This window comes from Stenotrophomonas sp. YJH_SMC_21, from assembly GCF_059369555.1.
Genome location: NZ_JCAFSU010000001.1, coordinates 498675 through 515506 on the forward strand (window position 1 = coordinate 498675; position 16832 = coordinate 515506).

At 66.0% G+C, this 16832-nt stretch carries 19 protein-coding genes and 2 tRNA genes; 6 read left to right on the forward strand and 15 right to left on the reverse strand.

Features of this window, described 5'->3' with window-relative positions:
- Positions 1 to 2235, forward strand: coding sequence for an ATP-binding protein (locus tag AC5P67_RS02250; RefSeq protein ID WP_171969053.1), 2235 nt, complete (start codon positions 1 to 3; stop codon positions 2233 to 2235).
- A 1-nt stretch (position 2236) separates the two neighbouring features.
- Here the strand turns inward: AC5P67_RS02250 and bfr are convergent, their stop codons facing one another.
- The 3 genes from bfr to AC5P67_RS02265 all read right to left on the reverse strand — a co-directional run bounded on the left by bfr (position 2237) and on the right by AC5P67_RS02265 (position 3788).
- Entirely contained in the window at positions 2237 to 2707 is a 471-nt protein-coding gene (gene bfr, locus AC5P67_RS02255; RefSeq protein ID WP_005414691.1) for a bacterioferritin, read from the reverse strand.
- 142 nt (positions 2708 to 2849) lie between these two features.
- Complete coding sequence (locus tag AC5P67_RS02260; protein ID WP_005411309.1) at positions 2850 to 3059, reverse strand: (2Fe-2S)-binding protein; 210 nt, start codon at positions 3057 to 3059, stop codon at positions 2850 to 2852.
- 108 nt (positions 3060 to 3167) lie between these two features.
- Positions 3168 to 3788, reverse strand: coding sequence for an RNA pyrophosphohydrolase (locus AC5P67_RS02265; RefSeq protein WP_005411310.1), 621 nt, complete (start codon positions 3786 to 3788; stop codon positions 3168 to 3170).
- 121 nt (positions 3789 to 3909) lie between these two features.
- Here AC5P67_RS02265 and AC5P67_RS02270 point away from each other — a divergent pair.
- A tRNA-Met gene (locus tag AC5P67_RS02270) sits at positions 3910 to 3986 on the forward strand.
- 55 nt (positions 3987 to 4041) lie between these two features.
- Positions 4042 to 4116, forward strand: a tRNA-Gln gene (locus AC5P67_RS02275).
- Positions 4117 to 4439: 323 nt separating this feature from the next.
- Here AC5P67_RS02275 and rpsI read toward each other — a convergent pair.
- Together rpsI and rplM are read right to left on the reverse strand one after the other, a co-directional pair.
- Positions 4440 to 4832 (reverse strand): 30S ribosomal protein S9, encoded by a 393-nt coding sequence (gene rpsI / locus AC5P67_RS02280; protein WP_005411311.1) that lies wholly within the window; start codon positions 4830 to 4832, stop codon positions 4440 to 4442.
- Positions 4833 to 4834: 2 nt separating this feature from the next.
- Complete coding sequence (rplM, locus tag AC5P67_RS02285) at positions 4835 to 5263, reverse strand: 50S ribosomal protein L13 (protein WP_005414692.1); 429 nt, start codon at positions 5261 to 5263, stop codon at positions 4835 to 4837.
- A gap of 198 nt (positions 5264 to 5461) precedes the next feature.
- On the opposite strand from rplM, the gene coq7 reads away from it, so the two are divergent.
- A complete protein-coding gene (gene coq7, locus AC5P67_RS02290; RefSeq protein ID WP_005411313.1) occupies positions 5462 to 6106 on the forward strand; it encodes a 2-polyprenyl-3-methyl-6-methoxy-1,4-benzoquinone monooxygenase in 645 nt (214 codons plus the stop codon).
- 83 nt (positions 6107 to 6189) lie between these two features.
- On the opposite strand, the gene AC5P67_RS02295 is transcribed toward coq7, so the two are convergent.
- Positions 6190 to 6510, reverse strand: coding sequence for a DMT family transporter (locus AC5P67_RS02295; protein WP_005411314.1), 321 nt, complete (start codon positions 6508 to 6510; stop codon positions 6190 to 6192).
- Positions 6511 to 6678: 168 nt separating this feature from the next.
- Positions 6679 to 7473, reverse strand: coding sequence for an adenosylmethionine decarboxylase (gene speD, locus AC5P67_RS02300; protein WP_005411315.1), 795 nt, complete (start codon positions 7471 to 7473; stop codon positions 6679 to 6681).
- Between the two features lie 149 nt (positions 7474 to 7622).
- Between speD and crp the strand changes: the two genes are divergently transcribed.
- Together crp and AC5P67_RS02310 are read left to right on the forward strand one after the other, a co-directional pair.
- Positions 7623 to 8312, forward strand: coding sequence for a cAMP-activated global transcriptional regulator CRP (gene crp / locus AC5P67_RS02305; protein ID WP_012481435.1), 690 nt, complete (start codon positions 7623 to 7625; stop codon positions 8310 to 8312).
- 62 nt (positions 8313 to 8374) lie between these two features.
- Positions 8375 to 9136 carry a sulfite exporter TauE/SafE family protein gene (locus AC5P67_RS02310; RefSeq protein WP_005411317.1) on the forward strand — a complete coding sequence of 254 codons (762 nt, stop codon included), beginning with the start codon at positions 8375 to 8377 and terminating at the stop codon, positions 9134 to 9136.
- Positions 9137 to 9252: 116 nt separating this feature from the next.
- On the opposite strand, the gene AC5P67_RS02315 is transcribed toward AC5P67_RS02310, so the two are convergent.
- The 8 genes from AC5P67_RS02315 to AC5P67_RS02350 form a co-directional block, all read right to left on the reverse strand.
- Positions 9253 to 9969 carry a haloacid dehalogenase-like hydrolase gene (locus AC5P67_RS02315; protein ID WP_227843592.1) on the reverse strand — a complete coding sequence of 239 codons (717 nt, stop codon included), beginning with the start codon at positions 9967 to 9969 and terminating at the stop codon, positions 9253 to 9255.
- Entirely contained in the window at positions 9966 to 10760 is a 795-nt protein-coding gene (gene trpC / locus AC5P67_RS02320) for an indole-3-glycerol phosphate synthase TrpC (RefSeq protein WP_495214288.1), read from the reverse strand. The genes AC5P67_RS02315 and trpC overlap by 4 nt, the downstream gene beginning before the upstream one ends.
- A 75-nt stretch (positions 10761 to 10835) precedes the next feature.
- Positions 10836 to 11867 carry an anthranilate phosphoribosyltransferase gene (gene trpD, locus AC5P67_RS02325; protein ID WP_005411320.1) on the reverse strand — a complete coding sequence of 344 codons (1032 nt, stop codon included), beginning with the start codon at positions 11865 to 11867 and terminating at the stop codon, positions 10836 to 10838.
- 16 nt (positions 11868 to 11883) lie between these two features.
- Positions 11884 to 12471 carry an anthranilate synthase component II gene (locus tag AC5P67_RS02330; RefSeq protein WP_005414697.1) on the reverse strand — a complete coding sequence of 196 codons (588 nt, stop codon included), beginning with the start codon at positions 12469 to 12471 and terminating at the stop codon, positions 11884 to 11886.
- A 2-nt stretch (positions 12472 to 12473) separates the two neighbouring features.
- The gene (locus AC5P67_RS02335) at positions 12474 to 13253 is read right to left on the reverse strand and encodes an SIMPL domain-containing protein (protein WP_308310363.1); all 780 of its coding nucleotides are present in this window, start codon (positions 13251 to 13253) and stop codon (positions 12474 to 12476) included.
- Between the two features lie 67 nt (positions 13254 to 13320).
- Positions 13321 to 14796: an anthranilate synthase component I gene (gene trpE / locus AC5P67_RS02340; RefSeq protein WP_024957679.1), complete on the reverse strand. Its 1476-nt coding sequence runs from the start codon at positions 14794 to 14796 to the stop codon at positions 13321 to 13323.
- A gap of 300 nt (positions 14797 to 15096) precedes the next feature.
- Positions 15097 to 16026, reverse strand: coding sequence for a lipid kinase YegS (gene yegS / locus AC5P67_RS02345; RefSeq protein WP_308310364.1), 930 nt, complete (start codon positions 16024 to 16026; stop codon positions 15097 to 15099).
- Between the two features lie 304 nt (positions 16027 to 16330).
- A complete protein-coding gene (locus tag AC5P67_RS02350) occupies positions 16331 to 16813 on the reverse strand; it encodes a GNAT family N-acetyltransferase (protein WP_308310365.1) in 483 nt (160 codons plus the stop codon).
- Between the last annotated feature and the right edge of the window lie 19 nt (positions 16814 to 16832).

Consider the following 16832-nt stretch of genomic DNA (forward strand, 5'->3'; position numbering starts at 1 on the left):
GTGCCGATGTGGGTCGCGCTGCTGGTTGCCCTTGCTGCGGCCTCCATCAGCGCGCTGCTGTTGGGCCTGCGGCTGCGCGCGCGCAACCGGGTACTGGCCCAGCTGCAACGCGAGCGCAGCCTGCTGGCCGCCGAACGTGACCAGCTGCGCCGCACCACCGAACGACAGGGGCAGCTGGAACAGCAGCTGCTGCAGGCCAAGCAGGCCGCCGAGGCGGCGGTGCTGGCCAAGGGTGAGTTCCTGGCCACGATGAGCCACGAGATCCGTACGCCGCTCAACGGCATCCTGCCGATGCTGGAGCTGATCGCACGCGGCCCGCTGGGCGAGGACCAGCGGCAGATGCTGGCCACCGCCTCGGCCAGCTCGCAGCAGCTGCTGCGCATCGTCGACGACATCCTCGACTACTCGCGGCTGGAAGCACAGGCGCTGGAACTGGAGATCACCAGCTTCAACCTGCGCGACCTGCTCGATGGCGTGGTGCAGCTGATGCAGCGCGCCGCCGACGCCAAGGGCCTGTCGCTGGGGCTGCAGCTGGACCCGTCGGTGCGCCTGCCGGTGCGTGGCGACCCGGTACGCCTGCGCCAGGTGTTGAGCAACCTGCTGGCCAACGCGATCAAGTTCACCGCGCGCGGCCAGGTACAGCTGCGCGTGCAGCGCCTGGGCGAAGGTCCCGCACAGCACCAGCTGCGCTTCGAGATCATCGACACCGGCATCGGCATCGACGACGCACTGCAGGCGCGCCTGTTCCAGTCCTTCAGCCAGGCCGATGCCTCAACGACCCGCATCTACGGTGGCACCGGCCTGGGCCTGGCGATCTGCAAGCGCATCATCGACCTGATGCACGGGCGCATCGGCGTGCTGTCCACGCCCGGCCAAGGCGCCACGTTCTGGTTCGAGATCCCGTTGTTGAAGGTGCCCGGCGACCTGCCGGCCATGGCGCGCACGCCAGACGCGGTGCTGCTGTTCAGTAGCGATGCCATCCTGCAGGCACGCATCGAGCGCATCGCGGCCCATCATGGACTGCTGGTGCACGCCCTGGCGCAGTTCGATGCCGTGGTCGAGCGCCTGCGCGCGGTGCCGAGGCCGGGGCAACCGGCACCGGCGTGGCTGCTGGTCGATGCACGTGCGCGCCGCATCGGTGAAGCGACGCTGCAACAGGCGTTGGCCGAACGTGGCGAAGACGACGGGCTGCAGGTGCTGTGGCTGCAGGACGATGCCCTTCCGCCACGCCCACGCCAGCGGCAGCTACCCTCGCATTTCGACGACGCTGGGCTGCATGCACTGCTGGCTGCACCGGTTGCGCATGCGCGCCCTGCCGCGCTGCTGGCCAACGCCGGACAGGGCCAGCCCACGCCCACGCTGCCGCCGCTGCACCTGCGCGTGCTGCTGGTGGAGGACAACACGGTCAACCGCATGGTGGCCGAGCAGCTGCTGCGCGTGTTCCAGTGCGAAGTGCGCAACGCCGCCGATGGCGAGCAGGCGTTGCTTGCCCTGCGCGAAGACGACGTGGATGTGGTGCTGATGGATTGCCAGATGCCGGTGCTGGACGGCTATGCCGCCACCCGCCGCTGGCGCGCTGAGGAAGTGGAAAACGGGCGCCCGCGCCTGCCGATCATCGCGATGACCGCCAATGCCATGGCCGGTGACCGCGAGCGCTGCCTGCAGGCCGGCATGGACGACTATCTGTCCAAGCCGATTGCACGCGCCACCCTGCATGCGCTGCTGCAGCGCTGGGGCGGCGGCAAAACCGCATCACCTGCACGGCCTTCGATAGAGCCGAGCCATGCCCGGCTGACGGCCGATAGCCGTCGCGCTCCATCAGCCGAGCATGGCTCGGCTCTACAGGACGATGACAGCCGAGTCGGCTCCAAGCCGCAGCCGGTGCTGGACCGCGACGTGCTGGACGAACTGCATGCAGTGATCGGGGAGAGCGCCATCCAGATCGTCTCGGTGTTCCTGGAGGATGCGCCGGCAATGGTGCAGCAGCTGCAGCAGGCCGCGCAGAACGGCGACGAGCCTCGCCTGCAGGCCGTCGCGCACAGCCTCAAGTCATCCAGCGCGAACGTGGGCGCACTGTCGCTGTCGTCAGTCGCGCAGCGCATCGAGCACGAAGCCCGCAGCGGCAGCCTGCAGCGCCCCGCAGTAGCGGTGGCGCTGCTGGTTGCGGAATTCGCCCGAGCACGCGTGGCACTGACGGGCTACCTGGCACAGCATCGCGCCGGCCAGGCCGGCTGACTCACTCTTCCAGCTTGCTCAGCAGGTACTTCGGTTCGCCGATGCGCTCGATCAGGTCGAGCTGGGTTTCCAGCCAGTCGATGTGCTCTTCTTCCGAATCGAGGATCTTCACGAACAGCTGGCGGCTGACGTAGTCGCCGACCGAATCGGCATACGCCACGGCCTCGCGCAGGGTGACCACGCCATCGCGTTCCAGCGACAGGTCGCACTGCAGGATCTCGGTCGGGTTCTCACCAATGCGCAGCTTGCCCAGCGCCTGGAAGTTCGGCAGGCCTTCGAGGAACAGGATGCGGTCGGCGAGCATGTCGGCATGCTTCATCTCGTCGATCGATTCCTTGTACTCGTGTTCGGCCAGTTCCTTGATGCCCCAGTTCTTCAGCATCTTGGCATGCAGGAAGTACTGGTTGATCGCGGTCAGCTCGTTGTAGAGGACCTTGTTGAGGAATTCGATGACCTTGGTGTCGCCCTTCATGGGGATGCTCCTGCACGCTGAAAACGCAGGCACTTTAACGCCTTGCCTGCAGCCGTGAAGGAACGCGAATCGTGCGCATTGGCCTGTGCGGCCGCACGTGAAGAATGCGAAAGCGCGCCGTCAACGCGCCGCCAAGAGACGATCAAGCGACCTGGGCCAGACCCAATACCGGCAGCGGCAGATCGTGGGTGGCACGCGCCTTGGCCAGCAGATCGCCGGCCATGTCCAGGCAGGAACCGCAGGTAGCGCCACAGCCGGTACGCATGGTCAGTTCGGCCACCGTACTGACGCCATGGCTGGCGGCTTCGCGGATCTGGTGGTCGGTGACTCCGTTGCAGATGCAGACGTACACAGGCGTGAACCGGGCTGGCAGGCCAGAAGCGGCCTGTTGGCTATTCCAATGGAAACGAGAATGGTTGTCAATCAGAGACCTGAACCATTCTCGATACCGTTCAGCCCGTCAGCTGGCCGGGCCATCGCCCGTGGCCTTCTTCGGCCAGTAGCCGCGGGTCCGAGGGCGCTTGCGTGGGCGGTCGTGCCCGGCGGTATGGCCAGGCATCCAGGCTTCGGCGGCGCTCTTGGGCATGGCGGTAACCCCCTGCCCGGCCACCCCGCGGGCCAGCGGCGCCAGATGTCGCAACGCACGCGCATAGACGCCACGCTTGAACATCACCACATGCTCCACCGGGTACCAGAAGTCCACCCAGCGCCAGTGGTCGAACTCGGGCGAGTCGGTGTGGTCCAGCTTCACGTGGGATTCGTCGCCGGTCAGGCGCAGCAGGAACCAGACCTGCTTCTGGCCGATGCAGACCTGCCGCTCATTGCGGCGGATGGCCCGCGCCGGCAGCTTGTAGCGCAGCCAGCCGGGCGTCGCCCCGAGCACTTCCACATGCTCGGGCAGCAGGCCGGTCTCTTCCTGCAGTTCACGATACATGGCCTCGACAGGCGTCTCGTCGGTGTTCATGCCACCCTGCGGGAACTGCCAGCCGTCCCGGCGCACGCGTCGTGCCCAGAACACCTGGCCGTCCTGCCGCATCAGCACGATGCCGACGTTCGGTCGATAGCCGTCCGGATCGATCACGATGCGGACTCCTAAGAAAATCTACTGGCCGGGACTATCCCATGCCCTCTGTCGGCCCACAAGCACGACACAAAAGTGTTGACAGGGGCGGTACACATCCGCAGAATAGCGGGCTCACCAAGGCTATGTAGCTCAGCCGGTTAGAGCACAGCACTCATAATGCTGGGGTCGGTGGTTCGAGTCCACCCATAGCCACCACACTGAAAATCAAGTTGTTTTTCAGCGTGAAAAGTGAGAAAATAGTTGCACGTTTTGCCCCGTCGCCAAGCGGTAAGGCACCTGACTCTGACTCAGGCATTCGGTGGTTCGAATCCATCCGGGGCAGCCAGATTAAAAACAAAAGGCCAGATCGAAAGATCTGGCCTTTTGTTTTTAATCTGGTCGCGCATTCCACCTTGTCCCCGCGCCTGTCGGCACACCCCCTTGAACAACAAGGGGACTCTTCCCCAGAGAGAACCCCGGGGGTCGGATCCTTTTCCGCAGGGAAAGGCCCTGACCCCACCCTCCCGGCACGCGAAACCACGGGTAGTGCCGGCCGCTGGCCGGCAACCAGGAAATCCATGACCCCGGAACGACAAAAGCCCGGCCGAAGCCGGGCTTTTGCTTTTCCATCCAGCGGGCTCCCGAAGGAGCCCAACCAGGCGCGGTAAATCAGCGCTTGGAGAACTGGGTGGCGCGACGGGCCTTGTGCAGACCGACCTTCTTACGCTCGACTTCACGGGCGTCACGGGTCATGAAGCCAGCCTTGCGCAGCTCGGACTTCAGGGTTTCGTCATACTCGACCAGAGCACGGGCGATGCCCAGACGGATCGCACCGGCCTGGCCGGTGGTGCCGCCGCCAGCGGCGGTGACCAGGATGTCGAAGCTTTCGGTGTTCTTGGTCAGCTCGAGCGGCTGGCGCACGATCATGCGCGCGGTCTCACGACCGAAGAACTCGTCCAGCGGACGGCCATTGACGGTGATGTTGCCCGAACCCTTGCGCAGGAACACGCGAGCGGTGGAGGACTTGCGGCGGCCAGTGCCGTAGTTTTGAGTGATAGCCATGATTAGATATCCAGAACCTGCGGCTGCTGTGCGGCGTGCGGATGCTCAGTGCCAGCGTAGACCTTGAGCTTGCGGTACATCTGGCGACCCAGCGGGCCCTTCGGCAGCATGCCCTTCACGGCGATCTCGATCACGCGCTCCGGGTGGCGCTCCAGCGCCTGTGCCAGGGATTCGGTCTTCAGGTTGCCGATGTAACCGGTGAAACGGTGATACATCTTGTCCTGCAGCTTCTTGCCGGTGACGGCAATCTTTTCTGCATTGATGACGACCAGGTAGTCGCCGGTATCAACGTGCGGGGTGTAGACCGGCTTGTGCTTGCCACGCAGACGGCGGGCCAGCTCGGTGGCGAGACGGCCCAGGGTCTTGCCCTCGGCGTCGACGAGGTACCAGTCGCGCTGGACGGTCTCGTTCTTGGCAGTGAAAGTGCTCATGAAGAACTCTAGGTTAGGTCGGGCTCATTGCGGCGAAAGGCTCGCCGGAACTCTGCCACGCGTTGTGAAAAGGTGAAGCGTAAGAGGCGGGATTGTACTCATCCTGCCGCGGGAGCGCAACCCGTCCCCTGGGCCGGGTTGGCAGGGGCGCGGGGCCGGGCGAGAATCGGGGGGTCTTCCGCCCCACCGCGTACTGCCATGACCGTGCTCCGCCAGACCACTCCGCTGGACCACCTGCTGACCGAGGCGCAGCGCGCCCTGGACACAGTGTTCGGCAATCCGCCGGCGGCCCGCCCCTACCCCGCCACGGACACCGGCGAGCCCGGCATGGACAGCGCCGAGCGGCGCCATGCCGCAGGCCTGATGCGGATCAACCACGTCGGCGAGGTCTGCGCGCAGGGCCTGTACTTCGGCCAGGCCGCCGTGGCGCGCGACCCGGCCACGCGGGAACACCTGCTGGAAGCGGCGCAGGAAGAAACCGACCACCTGGCCTGGTGCGCCACCCGGCTGGCCGAACTGGACAGCCGTCCGAGCCTGTTCAACCCGCTTTGGTACGCCGGCAGCTACACCATCGGCACCCTGGCCGGGCTGCGCGGCGACGGCTGGAACCTGGGCTTCGTGGTCGAGACCGAGCGCCAGGTGGAGGCCCACCTGGACGAGCACCTGGTCGACCTGCCGGCCGGCGACCTGCGCAGCCGCGCGGTCATCGCGGTGATGAAGGAAGACGAGGCCCGCCATGCGGACCACGCCGAGCAGGCCGGCGCTCGCCGCCTGCCGTTCCCGATCCCGGGCGTGATGGCACTGGCCTCCAGGGTGATGAAGACCATCGCCTACCGCATTTGAAGGGTCGCCCGCACCAACGGTGCGGGCCTACCAGGAGATGCGGGGGGGCGACGGTGGGGCCCGACCGTTGGTCGGGCCATCAATCAGTTCGGCGAGACCAGCTTCAGGCCGATCACACCAGCCACGATCAGGCCCACGCAGGCCAGGCGGGCCGGCGATGCGCTGTCGTTGAACAGGTAGATGCCCAGCACCGCCACGCCCATGGCACCGATACCGGTCCAGATCGCGTAGGCCGTGCCGACCGGGATGCTCTTCATCGCCTGGCTCATCAGGTACAGGCTTATCAGCGCGGATACCACCGTGGCAGCGGTGGGCAGGGGTTTGCTGAAGCCTTCGGAGTACTTCATTCCGAGGGCGAAACCGATCTCGAACAGGCCGGCCAGCAGCAGGTAGATCCAGGGCATGGGTGGGGGCTCCTTACCTTTTTTGAAAAAAACGAAACGGCCCGGTGTTTTCACACCGGGCCGTGGGTCGGTACATCACCGTGGAACTGTAACGCGTGCGGGGGCACTGGTTCCACGGGGCGGGTCGTCCCGCCTGGGTGGCGATGCCTGCGGGCATCGCACATGGGCTTACTCGGACAGGTTGCGGCCGTGGAACAGCTCTTCGATCTCGCGCTTGAGCAGCGCTTCGATCTTCATGCGTTCCTTGAACGACAGGTTCTTGGCCTTTTCCTCGAACAGGTACTGGTCCAGGTCGAAGTCCTTCAGGTGCATCTTCGTGTGGAAGATGTTTTCCTGGTAGACGTTGACGTCGAACATCTCGTAACGCGACTTGATGTTCTTGGCCAGGAAGTTCTGGATCGAGTTGATCTTGTGGTCGATGAAGTGCTTCTTGCCCTTCACATCGCGGGTGAAGCCACGGACGCGGTAGTCCATGATCACGATGTCCGACTCAAGGCTCTCGATCAGGTAGTTCAGGGCCTTCAGCGGGGAAATGACGCCACAGGTGGCCACGTCGATGTCCGCGCGGAACGTCGCGATACCTTCCTGCGGATGGGTTTCCGGGTAGGTGTGGACAGTGATGTGGCTCTTGTCCATGTGCGCGACCACGGCGTCGGAGATCAGCTCCTTGCCGGCCAGCTTCTTGTCGATCACCGGCTCTTCGGAGATCAGGATGGTCACCGAGGCACCCTGCGGGTCGTAGTCCTGGCGGGCCACGTTCAGGATGTTGGCGCCGATGATCTCGGCGACATCGGTCAAGATTTGAGTCAGCCTGTCGGCGTTGTACTCTTCATCGATGTATTCAATGTAACGCTGACGCTCCTCTTCGGTGCGCGCGTAACACACGTCATAGATGTTGAAGCTCAGCGCCTTGGTGAGGTTGTTGAAACCCTGCAGCCTCAGGCGAGGCAACGGCTTGACCACGGCGGTCGATTCCTGTGTAAGAAGGGAAAGGGGGAATTATGGGGCAAACTGCCCCCGGGGGGAACGTGAAGACGCAAGAGTTCTGGCACACTGTTTGCCCTTAACAATTGCGCTGGTTAAGCTCCGCTATCGACCCCGTGAATCCGTTCATGCGCAGAGGGAGCGCCCCTATCGTGTCAACCGTGCGCCTAGCTAGCAGTCCACTGGCCTTGGATATCGCCACCATCGATCGTTTCCTGGCGCACAGCCACCGGCGGCGATATCCCACCCGTACCGACGTCTTCCGACCCGGTGACCCGGCGGGAACCCTGTATTACGTTGTCAGCGGCTCGGTTTCAATCATGGCCGAGGAAGATGACGATCGAGAGCTTGTGCTGGGCTACTTCGGTGCCGGCGAGTTCGTTGGCGAAATGGGCCTGTTCGTCGAATCGGACCGCCGCGAGGTGATCCTGCGGACCCGTACCGCCTGCGAACTGGCCGAAATCAGCTACGAGCGCCTGCACCAGCTGTTCCTCGGCCCGCTGTCGGCCGACGCCCCGCGCCTGCTGTATGCGCTGGGCCAGCAGATCTCCAAGCGCCTGCTCGATACCAGCCGCAAGGCCAGTCGCCTGGCATTCCTGGATGTTACCGATCGGATCGTGCGCACACTGCACGATCTGGCGCAGGAACCAGAAGCGATGAGCCATCCGCAGGGCAGCCAGCTGCGCGTGTCACGCCAGGAACTGGCGCGCCTGGTCGGCTGCTCGCGCGAAATGGCCGGCCGCGTGCTGAAGAAGCTGCAGACCGACGGCCTGCTGCATGCCCGCGGCAAGACCGTGGTGCTGTACGGCACCCGTTGACCGTTGAGCACCCGGTGGGTGCGGACCTTGGTCCGCACTCCTTCGCGCGCTAGGCTCGGTGCATGGAACTGAGCAGCGAATTCTGGTGGTTCATCCTCATCGGCCTTGGCGCGCAGCTGGTTGACGGCGCACTGGGCATGGCCTTCGGCCTGGTGTCCTCGTCGGTGATGCTGAGCATGGGCCTGCCACCGGCGCAGGTCAGCGCCAGCATCCACACCGCTGAAGTGTTCACCACCGGTGCCTCGGGCGTGTCGCACCTCGCCGCCGGGAATGTCGATAAACGCCTGTTCCTGCGGCTGGCCCTGCCCGGTGCGGTGGGCGGCGCCCTGGGCGCGTACGTGCTCACCCAGATCCCCGGCGACATCATCCGCCCCCTCATCTATCTGTACCTGCTGGTGCTGGCGATCATCATCCTGGCGCGCGCCGCGGGGCGCTGGATGCCCAAGGGCGAGATCCGCCGGGTGCCGGTACTGGGCTTCTTCGCGGGCCTGCTCGACGCCAGCGGCGGTGGCGGCTGGGGACCGATCGCCACGTCCACCCTGCTCGCCCGTGGCGGCCAGGCGCGCACCACCATCGGTACGGTCAACGCGGCCGAGTTCGTGGTCACGTTGACGGTGTCAGCGACCTTCCTGTTGTCGATGGGCGTGCAGCACCTGCAGATCGTCGCCGGCCTGCTGATCGGCGGCATGATGGCCGCGCCGGTGGCGGCGATCCTGGTCAAGCGGGTGAAGGAGCGCTGGGTGCTGGTGGCCGTTGGCGTGCTGGTGCTGGGGATCAGCCTGTTCCAGATCGGCCATGCGGTGTACGGGTACCTGGGGCATTGAGCGTTTGCCGGCCAGCGGCCGGCACTACCGGGACGGAGGAGGGTAGTGCCGGCCGCTGGCCGGCAGATCCGTCATCGTGCGATGGGGTCAGGCCCCGGACGGGATCCGGCCCCGGGCTACGCCTTGTCGCCGCCGCGGTCCACGCAGCCCCAGTTGAGGATGCGGGTGCCGGCCGGCAGCACGCGGCGGAAGAAGTCCACCTTGGATCGCTTCGGGTTCACCACCACCGGCGCCTTGGCGGCCAGCAGCAACGGCAGGTCGGCGGTGCTGTCGGAGTAGGCGATGTCGATATTGCCGTAGCCGCGCTCGCGCAGCATGCGCATCTTTTCTTCGTTGTGGCAGTGGCGGGTCGGGCCGACGCCGCCCAGTCGCGGGCCGACCTCGGTGCCGATCACCGGCACGTCCTGGTGGGCAACGAACGCCAGGATGGCGCGGGCCAGTTCCGGCGGCGCGCCGGTGGCGACCACTACACGGTCGCCCTTGGCGCGGTGCGCGGCGAACACCTCCAGCGCCTGCGGCAGCAGCTTGGCGCGCATCTGCGCCTCGTTGCGCAGCACGTAGGCATCGATCACCTTGTTGAAATCGCGCGCACGGTGCAGGCCGAAGCTGCCGATCCACACGTAGACCGAAATACCCGTTCGGCGGGTCGGCAGCATCGCCACCAACGGCCCGGCGATCGGCGTGACCAGCAGCGCGGCCAGCATGCGCAGCGGGTTGCGCTTGATCAGCGAGGCGAACAGATGGGTGCCCGAATCGCCGTCGTAGAGGGTGTGGTCGAAATCGAAGACCACCAGCGGCGCATCGTCGCGCGGCGTCGGATAGTGCGTTGTCATGCCGCGAAGAATAGCTGACGCAGGCCCTCGCCCGGCTCTTCCACGCGCATGAAGGCCTCGCCGACCAGGAATGCATGGATGCCGGCATCGCGCATCAGCGCGACGTCCTGCGGGCCGAGGATGCCACTCTCGGTGACCAGCAGGCGGTCACGCGGCACCGCCTGCTGCATGTCCAGCGTGGTCTGCAGCGACACCTCGAAGGTGCGCAGGTTGCGGTTGTTGATGCCGATCATCGGCGCCGGCACCTGCAGCGCATGCTCCAGTTCGTCGATGTCATGCACTTCCACCAGCACGTCCATGCCCAGCGACAGCGCCAGCTCGGACAACGTGGCCAGCTGGGTATCGTCCAGCGCGGCGACGATCAGCAGGATGCAGTCGGCGCCCAGCACGCGCGCCTCGTACACCTGGTAGGCGTCGATGACGAAATCCTTGCGCAGCACCGGCAGCGTGCAGGCTTCGCGGGCCTGCTGCAGATAGGCGTCGGCGCCCTGGAAGAAGTCCACGTCGGTCAGCACCGACAGGCAGCTGGCGCCACCGAACTCGTAGCTGACGGCGATGTCGGCCGGGCGGAAATCCGGGCGGATCACGCCCTTGGAAGGGCTGGCCTTCTTCACCTCGGCAATCACCGCCGGGTCGCCATTGGCCACCGCCGCCTGCAGCGCGCGCACGAAGCCACGTACCGGCGGGGCGCTGGCCACGGCGGCCTGCAGCTCCTCAAGCGGGCGCTGGGCGCGGCGCTGGGCCACTTCTTCGGCCTTGCGGGCCAGGATCGTCTGCAGGATGTCGCTCATCGTCTTCGGGTCGGTGCGGGGGGCGGTGAGGACGGCCATTATCGGCCATCGAGAGGGTCAGGCTGAACCGCGCGCTCAGGCAACCAGCGCGCGGGTGGTCTCCACATACTGCTGCAGGCGCTGGCGGGCGCTGCCGTTGGCGATGGCGGCACGGGCGCGGGCCAGGCCATCGCCGATGTCGCTGGCCACACCGGCCACGTACAGGGCGGCACCGGCATTCAGCGCAACGATGTCCAGCGCCGGGCCCGGCTCGTTGTCGAGCACGGCGCGCAGCATCTGGATGGACTGTTCCGGGCCGTCCACGCGCAGGTTGCGGCTGGCCGACATGGCGATGCCGAAGTCCTCCGGGTGGATCTCGTACTCGCGCACCTTGCCATCGCGCAGTTCGCCGACCAGAGTGCCGGCGCCCAGCGAGATCTCGTCCATGTTGTCGCGGCCCCAGACCACCATCGCGCGCTCGGTACCCAGTTCGCGCAGCACGCGCGCCTGGATGCCGACCAGATCGGGATGGAACACGCCCATCAGTACCGACGGTGCGCTGGCCGGGTTGGTCAGCGGACCGAGGATGTTGAAGATGGTGCGCACGCCCATCTCGCGGCGCACCGGCGCGACGACCTTCATCGACGGGTGATGGATCGGCGCGAACATGAAGCCGATGCCGGTCCGGTCGATGGCCGCGGCCACCTGGTCAGGCTGCAGCTCGATCACCGCGCCCAGCGCTTCCAGCGCATCGGCACTGCCGGACTTGGACGACACGCTGCGGTTGCCATGCTTGGCCACGCGCGCGCCTGCAGCAGCAGCGACGAACATCGCGCAGGTGGAGATGTTGAAGGTGTGCGAGCCATCGCCACCGGTGCCAACGATGTCAACCAGGTTGGAGGTATCGGCCACCGGCACTGGCCGGGCGAATTCACGCATCACGGTGGCCGCCGCGGCGATTTCGTCCACGGTCTCCTTCTTCACGCGCAGCCCGGTGAGGATGGCGGCGGTCATCATCGGCGAGACATCGCCGCGCATGATCTGCCGCATCAGGTCGACCATTTCGTCGAAGAAGATTTCGCGGTGTTCGATGGTGCGATGCAGGGCTTCCTGGGGGGAGAAGCTCATGGGAATGCTCCTTGGATCAGGCCGCCGGGCGCTGCAGGAAATTGCGCAGCAGGGCGTGGCCGTGTTCGGTGAGGATGGATTCGGGATGGAACTGCACGCCTTCCACCGGGAACTGGCGGTGGCGCAGGCCCATGATCTCTTCGATCGAGCCGTCGTCGTTCTCGGTCCAGGCAGTCACTTCCAGCACATCGGGCAGGCTGTTCTTGTCCACCACCAGCGAGTGGTAGCGGGTGGCCTGGTAGCGGTCCGGCAGGCCAGCGAACACGCCCTTGCCTTCATGGCGGATCGGCGAGGTCTTGCCGTGCATGATGTTGCCGGCACGGATGACCGTGCCGCCGTAGACCTGGCCGATGCCCTGGTGGCCCAGGCACACGCCGAGGATCGGCGTGGTCGGGCCCAGGCGCTCGATCAGTTCCAGCGACACGCCCGCTTCGTTGGGCGTGCACGGGCCGGGCGAGATGACGATGCGCTCCGGCTTCTGCGCGGCGATCTCGTCCACGCTCATTGCATCGTTGCGCACCACCTTCACCTCGGCGCCCAGTGTCTGCAGGTACTGCACGAGGTTGTAGGTGAAGCTGTCGTAGTTGTCGATCATCCACAACATGGTCAGGTTCCGTCGCTTATCAGGAAAATGGCGTACACGTTTTCGGTGTAGGTGATGGGGCCGGCTTCCACCGACTCGCGCAGGCGCGAGCCCGTGGTCTCGATGCTGTTCATCGGTGCCTCGGGCGCGGGCGGCGAGGGCGGCGTCACCAGATCCCCACTGCTGGGCCAATTGCCCGCCTGCACGCCATAGGCGAAGTTCGGCGCCACATCGGAGATGCTGTACAGCCCGCGCAGCTGGGTGCCGTAGGCCTTGGCCAGGCCCTGCGCAGACTCGCGGGTCTGGGCCGCCGCCTCGCCCTTGAGTTCGCGGCGCAGCGCCACTTCGCCCGAGTAGGTCGGGGCCACGCTGCTGACCTGCACGTTCTCGTTGGCCTTCAGCGCCCCCAGCACGTCCTGCATCTGCTGGACGCTGGCGAAGCTGGCGCGCAGTTGGCGTGACACGCGGGTGCCGATGAAAACCTGCCGATTCTGCTCATAGCGCGTCGCAGGACCAATCCGCAGGTTGTCCGCGCGCACGCTGCCTTCCACCGCCTTGTGCTGCTTGAACAGTGCCAGCACGCGGGCAACGTTGTCCTGCACGCGGCGGCGCGCGGCGTCGGCGTCCATGTCGGTCTCTTCGATGTTCAACTGCAGGCCGAACCGGTCCGGCATCACCACGCTACGCGCCTCGCCCTTCACCAGCAGGTGCGGCTGCGACGGAATGGTATTGGCCTGCGCCCACGCAGACGGGGCCATCGTGGCCAGCAGTGACGACCACAGCAATGCGCTCAGCAGCTTCATGCGGTACTCCTTGTCTTGAAAGGGAACAGCGGAACGACCACGGCGCGGCGGCCGTGGCGAGGCAGGCTTACAGGCCCTTGGCGGCCTGGGCGACGGCGCGGAACAACGCGCGGCCCTTGTTCATCGTCTCGTCCCATTCCTTGTCCGGGTCCGAGTCGTAGACGATGCCGGCGCCGGCCTGCACGTACAGGCGGCCGTCCTTGATCACCGCGGTGCGGATCGCGATCGCGGTATCGGCATCACCGTGCCAGCCGATGTAGCCGATGCTGCCTGCGTAGACATTGCGCTTGATCGGTTCCAGCTCGCGGATCACTTCCAGCGCGCGGATCTTCGGCGCGCCGCTGACGGTACCTGCCGGGAACGTGGCACGCAGCACGTCGGCATAGCTCAGGCCCGGCTGCAGCTGCCCGGTCACTTCGCTGACGATGTGCATGACGTGGCTGTAGCGCTCGATCACGAACTGCTCGCCCACTTCCACGGTGCCCGCCCTGGACACACGACCGGCATCGTTGCGGCCGAGGTCGATCAGCATCAGGTGCTCGGCACGTTCCTTCGGATCGGCCAGCAGCTCGGCTTCCAGCGCCAGATCCTGCTCGGGCGTGGCACCACGCGGGCGGGTGCCGGCGATCGGGCGCACGGTGACTTCGCCATCCTGAAGGCGCACCAGGATTTCCGGCGAGGAGCCGACCACCTGCAGGTCGCCGACATCCAGGAAATACATGTACGGCGACGGGTTCAGTGCACGCAGCGCGCGGTACACATCCACCGGCCGCGCCTTGAACGGCACGCTCAGGCGCTGGCTCAGCACCACCTGGAAGATGTCACCGGCGCGGATGTACTCCTTGCTGCGCTGGACCGCATCGACGAACCCTTCGCGGGTGAACCCGGAAACGAAATCGGATTCGTCCAGCACATCGCTGTTGAGCGGTGCCGGATAGCCGGCGCCCGGCGCGCGCAGCTTGGCAGTCAGTGCATCCAGGCGCGCCTGCGCCTGTTCGAAGGCGCCGTCGACACGCGGGTCGGCGTGCACGATCAGGTACAGGCGGCCCTTGAGGTTGTCGAACACGGCCAGCTCGTTGGAGTCCAGCAGCAGGATGTCCGGCGTGCCCAGCTCATCGCGGCCGGCCGGCGGGGCCAGGCGTGGTTCGATGTAGCCGATGCACTCGAAGCCGAACCAGCCGACCAGGCCACCAGTGAAGCCCGGCAGGCCTTCCAGCTTCGGCACCGAGTGGGCGCTGCGCAGCGCCTCGACCTCGGCGAACGGGTCGGCCACCTCGCGGGTGTCCACCACCTGGCCGTCTTCGCGCACGGTCAGCGTGTGGCCGTGGAAGGCGTACACGCGGCGCGCCGGCAGGCCGATGATCGAATAACGACCAAAGCGCTCGCCGCCTTCGACGGATTCAAACAGGTAGGTATTGGGGCCGTCGGCGAGCTTCAGATAGACCGAAAGCGGCGTGTCCAGGTCGGACAGCACTTCGCGGACGACGGGAATGTGGGTGTGGCCTTCAGCGGCCTGCTGCTGAAACTGAGCGTGCGAGTTCAAGACGACTTTCCTTCCGGGACACAGCGTTATGGGGGCGGACGACGGCAACGGGCCACCATCGCCACCAACGGCGTGCGGAAGAAAGGGTATGCGGGGTCGTCAGGCTGGACACCCCTTGACTGTATCGCAGCTTGGACGGCAGGGGAACCCTGGGAAACTGAACCACGGGACGGGCGGGGCCAGCCACGGGAACCGACGACGCGGACCGGTAGAGTCGACTGTTGGTCGACTTGCGCGCGTAGCGCGGGGTTTTACGCCGTCGGAACGAAGAGCAGTCGACTAACAGTCGACTCTACCTCCCTACCCACCCAGCAACGGGCAGCCAGCCGGAAGATGCATCCGTACCCTGCCCGGCACGCACTCGATGCGGAACTGGCGGGCCTGTACCGGCTCGCCATCCAGATTGAGGGTCAGCGGGCGCTCGGATGCGATCTCCAGCCACGGCAGCCGCGCACGCGTGGCCAGCTGTTCCAGCGCAGCCTGGGTGCCTGACTTCAGCATCTGGCCGAGGGTGGCGGTGACCTCCCCTTCCAGCTCTGGCAGCACGGTGACATCCAGCAGCCCGTCGTCGATCAGGGCCTGCGGGCACAGCTGCTGGCCACCGCCGGCCTGGCGGCCATTGCCGATGCCGAGCGCAATGAAGTCGCCTTCCCACGCGAAGTCCGGACCGGACAACCGTGCGGTGATCGGCTCGATGCGGCCCAGCTTGGCGATGCCGGTGATCACATAGGCCAGCCCGCCCAGCATCTTCTTCAAGCCCGCATCAGTCTCCACCGTCACCTGCGTGCCGAAGCCACCGCTGGCGAGATTGGCGCACCACCATTGGGTGCCATCGGCGTTCACGCGCAACAGGTCAATGGCGTGCGGCGTCGCCTGCCCGATCAAGGCGAAGGCCTCCTTCGGTTCGGTCGGTATGCCGGCCGCAGTCGCGAAATCGTTGGCGGTCCCCATCGGGATCAGCGCCAGCGAGGGCAGCGCATCTGCCAGCTCCTCACGATGCGCCAGTGTCTCGGCCACCGCACTGAGCGTGCCATCGCCACCGGCGGCCACGATCACATCCACGCCATGATCGATCGCCTCGGCGACATAGCGCTCGGCGTCACCGTCCTCCCAGGTCACCCGCACTTCCAGCTGCACGCCCTGTCCGCGCCAATGGCCGACGGCGTCGCGCAACTCATCATTGCCGGCGGATTTGCCGTTGAGGATCAGGCGCCAGCGCGGGGTGGTCATGCAGAGCTTCCAGGGATGCGGTGGCACAGGCTAGCAATGCGCTGTTTGCCTGCGGTGAATGTCACGCAGATGTCATTCAGCTACCGGAGAATGGGAGTCCATAGCAGGGACGACGGATGGAGGCAGGATCAGCCTCCCACGCATGCAGCGAGGCCACGCCAGTGATTGGCGTGGCTTTTTTTTGGGGTGTGCAGGGAGTGCGAACCAAGGTTCGCACCCACCAGGTTGCGGTTCGCTCTCCCCCGGGTTGCGGTTTGCACCCACCCGGTTGGTAGATCCACGCCATGCGTGGATGCACTTCGCTTCAATCGTTGGCGAAATCGTGCAGCGCCTGGCCCTGCAGCCGGTACACGGTCCACTCGTCCTGCGGCTTCGCACCGGCAGCGGTGTAGAACTCGATGGCCGGGGTGTTCCAGTCCAGCACCGACCATTCGAAGCGACCGCAGCCCTCGGCCACGGCCTGGCGTGCGATGTACTTCAGCAGTGCCTTGCCGGCGCCCACGCCGCGCTTTTCCTGGCTGACATACAGGTCTTCCAGGTAGATGCCCTTGCGGCCCAGCCAGGTGGAGTAGTTGTAGAAGTACACCGCATAGCCGATGGCCTCGCCGTCGCCTTCGCAGATCAACGCGCGCGCCGTGGCATCGACACCGAACAGGCTCTCGGCGATGCCGATCTCATCGGTCTGTACCGAATGCTCGGCCTTCTCGTAGATGGCCAGTTCGCGGATGAAATGCAGGATCAGGCCAGCATCGGCCACGGTGGCCGGACGGATGTTCAACAGTGCCATGCGCAGATAAAGGGGACGG

Bases quoted from the DNA above. Each gene is read 5' to 3' on its own strand.
- crp (WP_012481435.1), top strand. From the start codon at position 7,623: ATGCGCAGAGGGAGCGCCCCTATCGTGTCAACCGTGCGCCTAGCTAGC.
- AC5P67_RS02330 (WP_005414697.1), bottom strand. From the start codon at position 12,471: ATGTTGTGGATGATCGACAACTACGACAGCTTCACCTACAACCTCGTG.
- AC5P67_RS02315 (WP_227843592.1), bottom strand. From the start codon at position 9,969: ATGACAACGCACTATCCGACGCCGCGCGACGATGCGCCGCTGGTGGTC.
- AC5P67_RS02335 (WP_308310363.1), bottom strand. From the start codon at position 13,253: ATGAAGCTGCTGAGCGCATTGCTGTGGTCGTCACTGCTGGCCACGATG.
- bfr (WP_005414691.1), bottom strand. From the start codon at position 2,707: ATGAAGGGCGACACCAAGGTCATCGAATTCCTCAACAAGGTCCTCTAC.
- AC5P67_RS02310 (WP_005411317.1), top strand. From the start codon at position 8,375: ATGGAACTGAGCAGCGAATTCTGGTGGTTCATCCTCATCGGCCTTGGC.
- yegS (WP_308310364.1), bottom strand. From the start codon at position 16,026: ATGACCACCCCGCGCTGGCGCCTGATCCTCAACGGCAAATCCGCCGGC.
- coq7 (WP_005411313.1), top strand. From the start codon at position 5,462: ATGACCGTGCTCCGCCAGACCACTCCGCTGGACCACCTGCTGACCGAG.
- AC5P67_RS02350 (WP_308310365.1), bottom strand. From the start codon at position 16,813: ATGGCACTGTTGAACATCCGTCCGGCCACCGTGGCCGATGCTGGCCTG.
- trpD (WP_005411320.1), bottom strand. From the start codon at position 11,867: ATGAGCTTCTCCCCCCAGGAAGCCCTGCATCGCACCATCGAACACCGC.
- rpsI (WP_005411311.1), bottom strand. From the start codon at position 4,832: ATGGCTATCACTCAAAACTACGGCACTGGCCGCCGCAAGTCCTCCACC.
- trpC (WP_495214288.1), bottom strand. From the start codon at position 10,760: ATGAGCGACATCCTGCAGACGATCCTGGCCCGCAAGGCCGAAGAAGTG.
- AC5P67_RS02295 (WP_005411314.1), bottom strand. From the start codon at position 6,510: ATGCCCTGGATCTACCTGCTGCTGGCCGGCCTGTTCGAGATCGGTTTC.
- rplM (WP_005414692.1), bottom strand. From the start codon at position 5,263: ATGAGCACTTTCACTGCCAAGAACGAGACCGTCCAGCGCGACTGGTAC.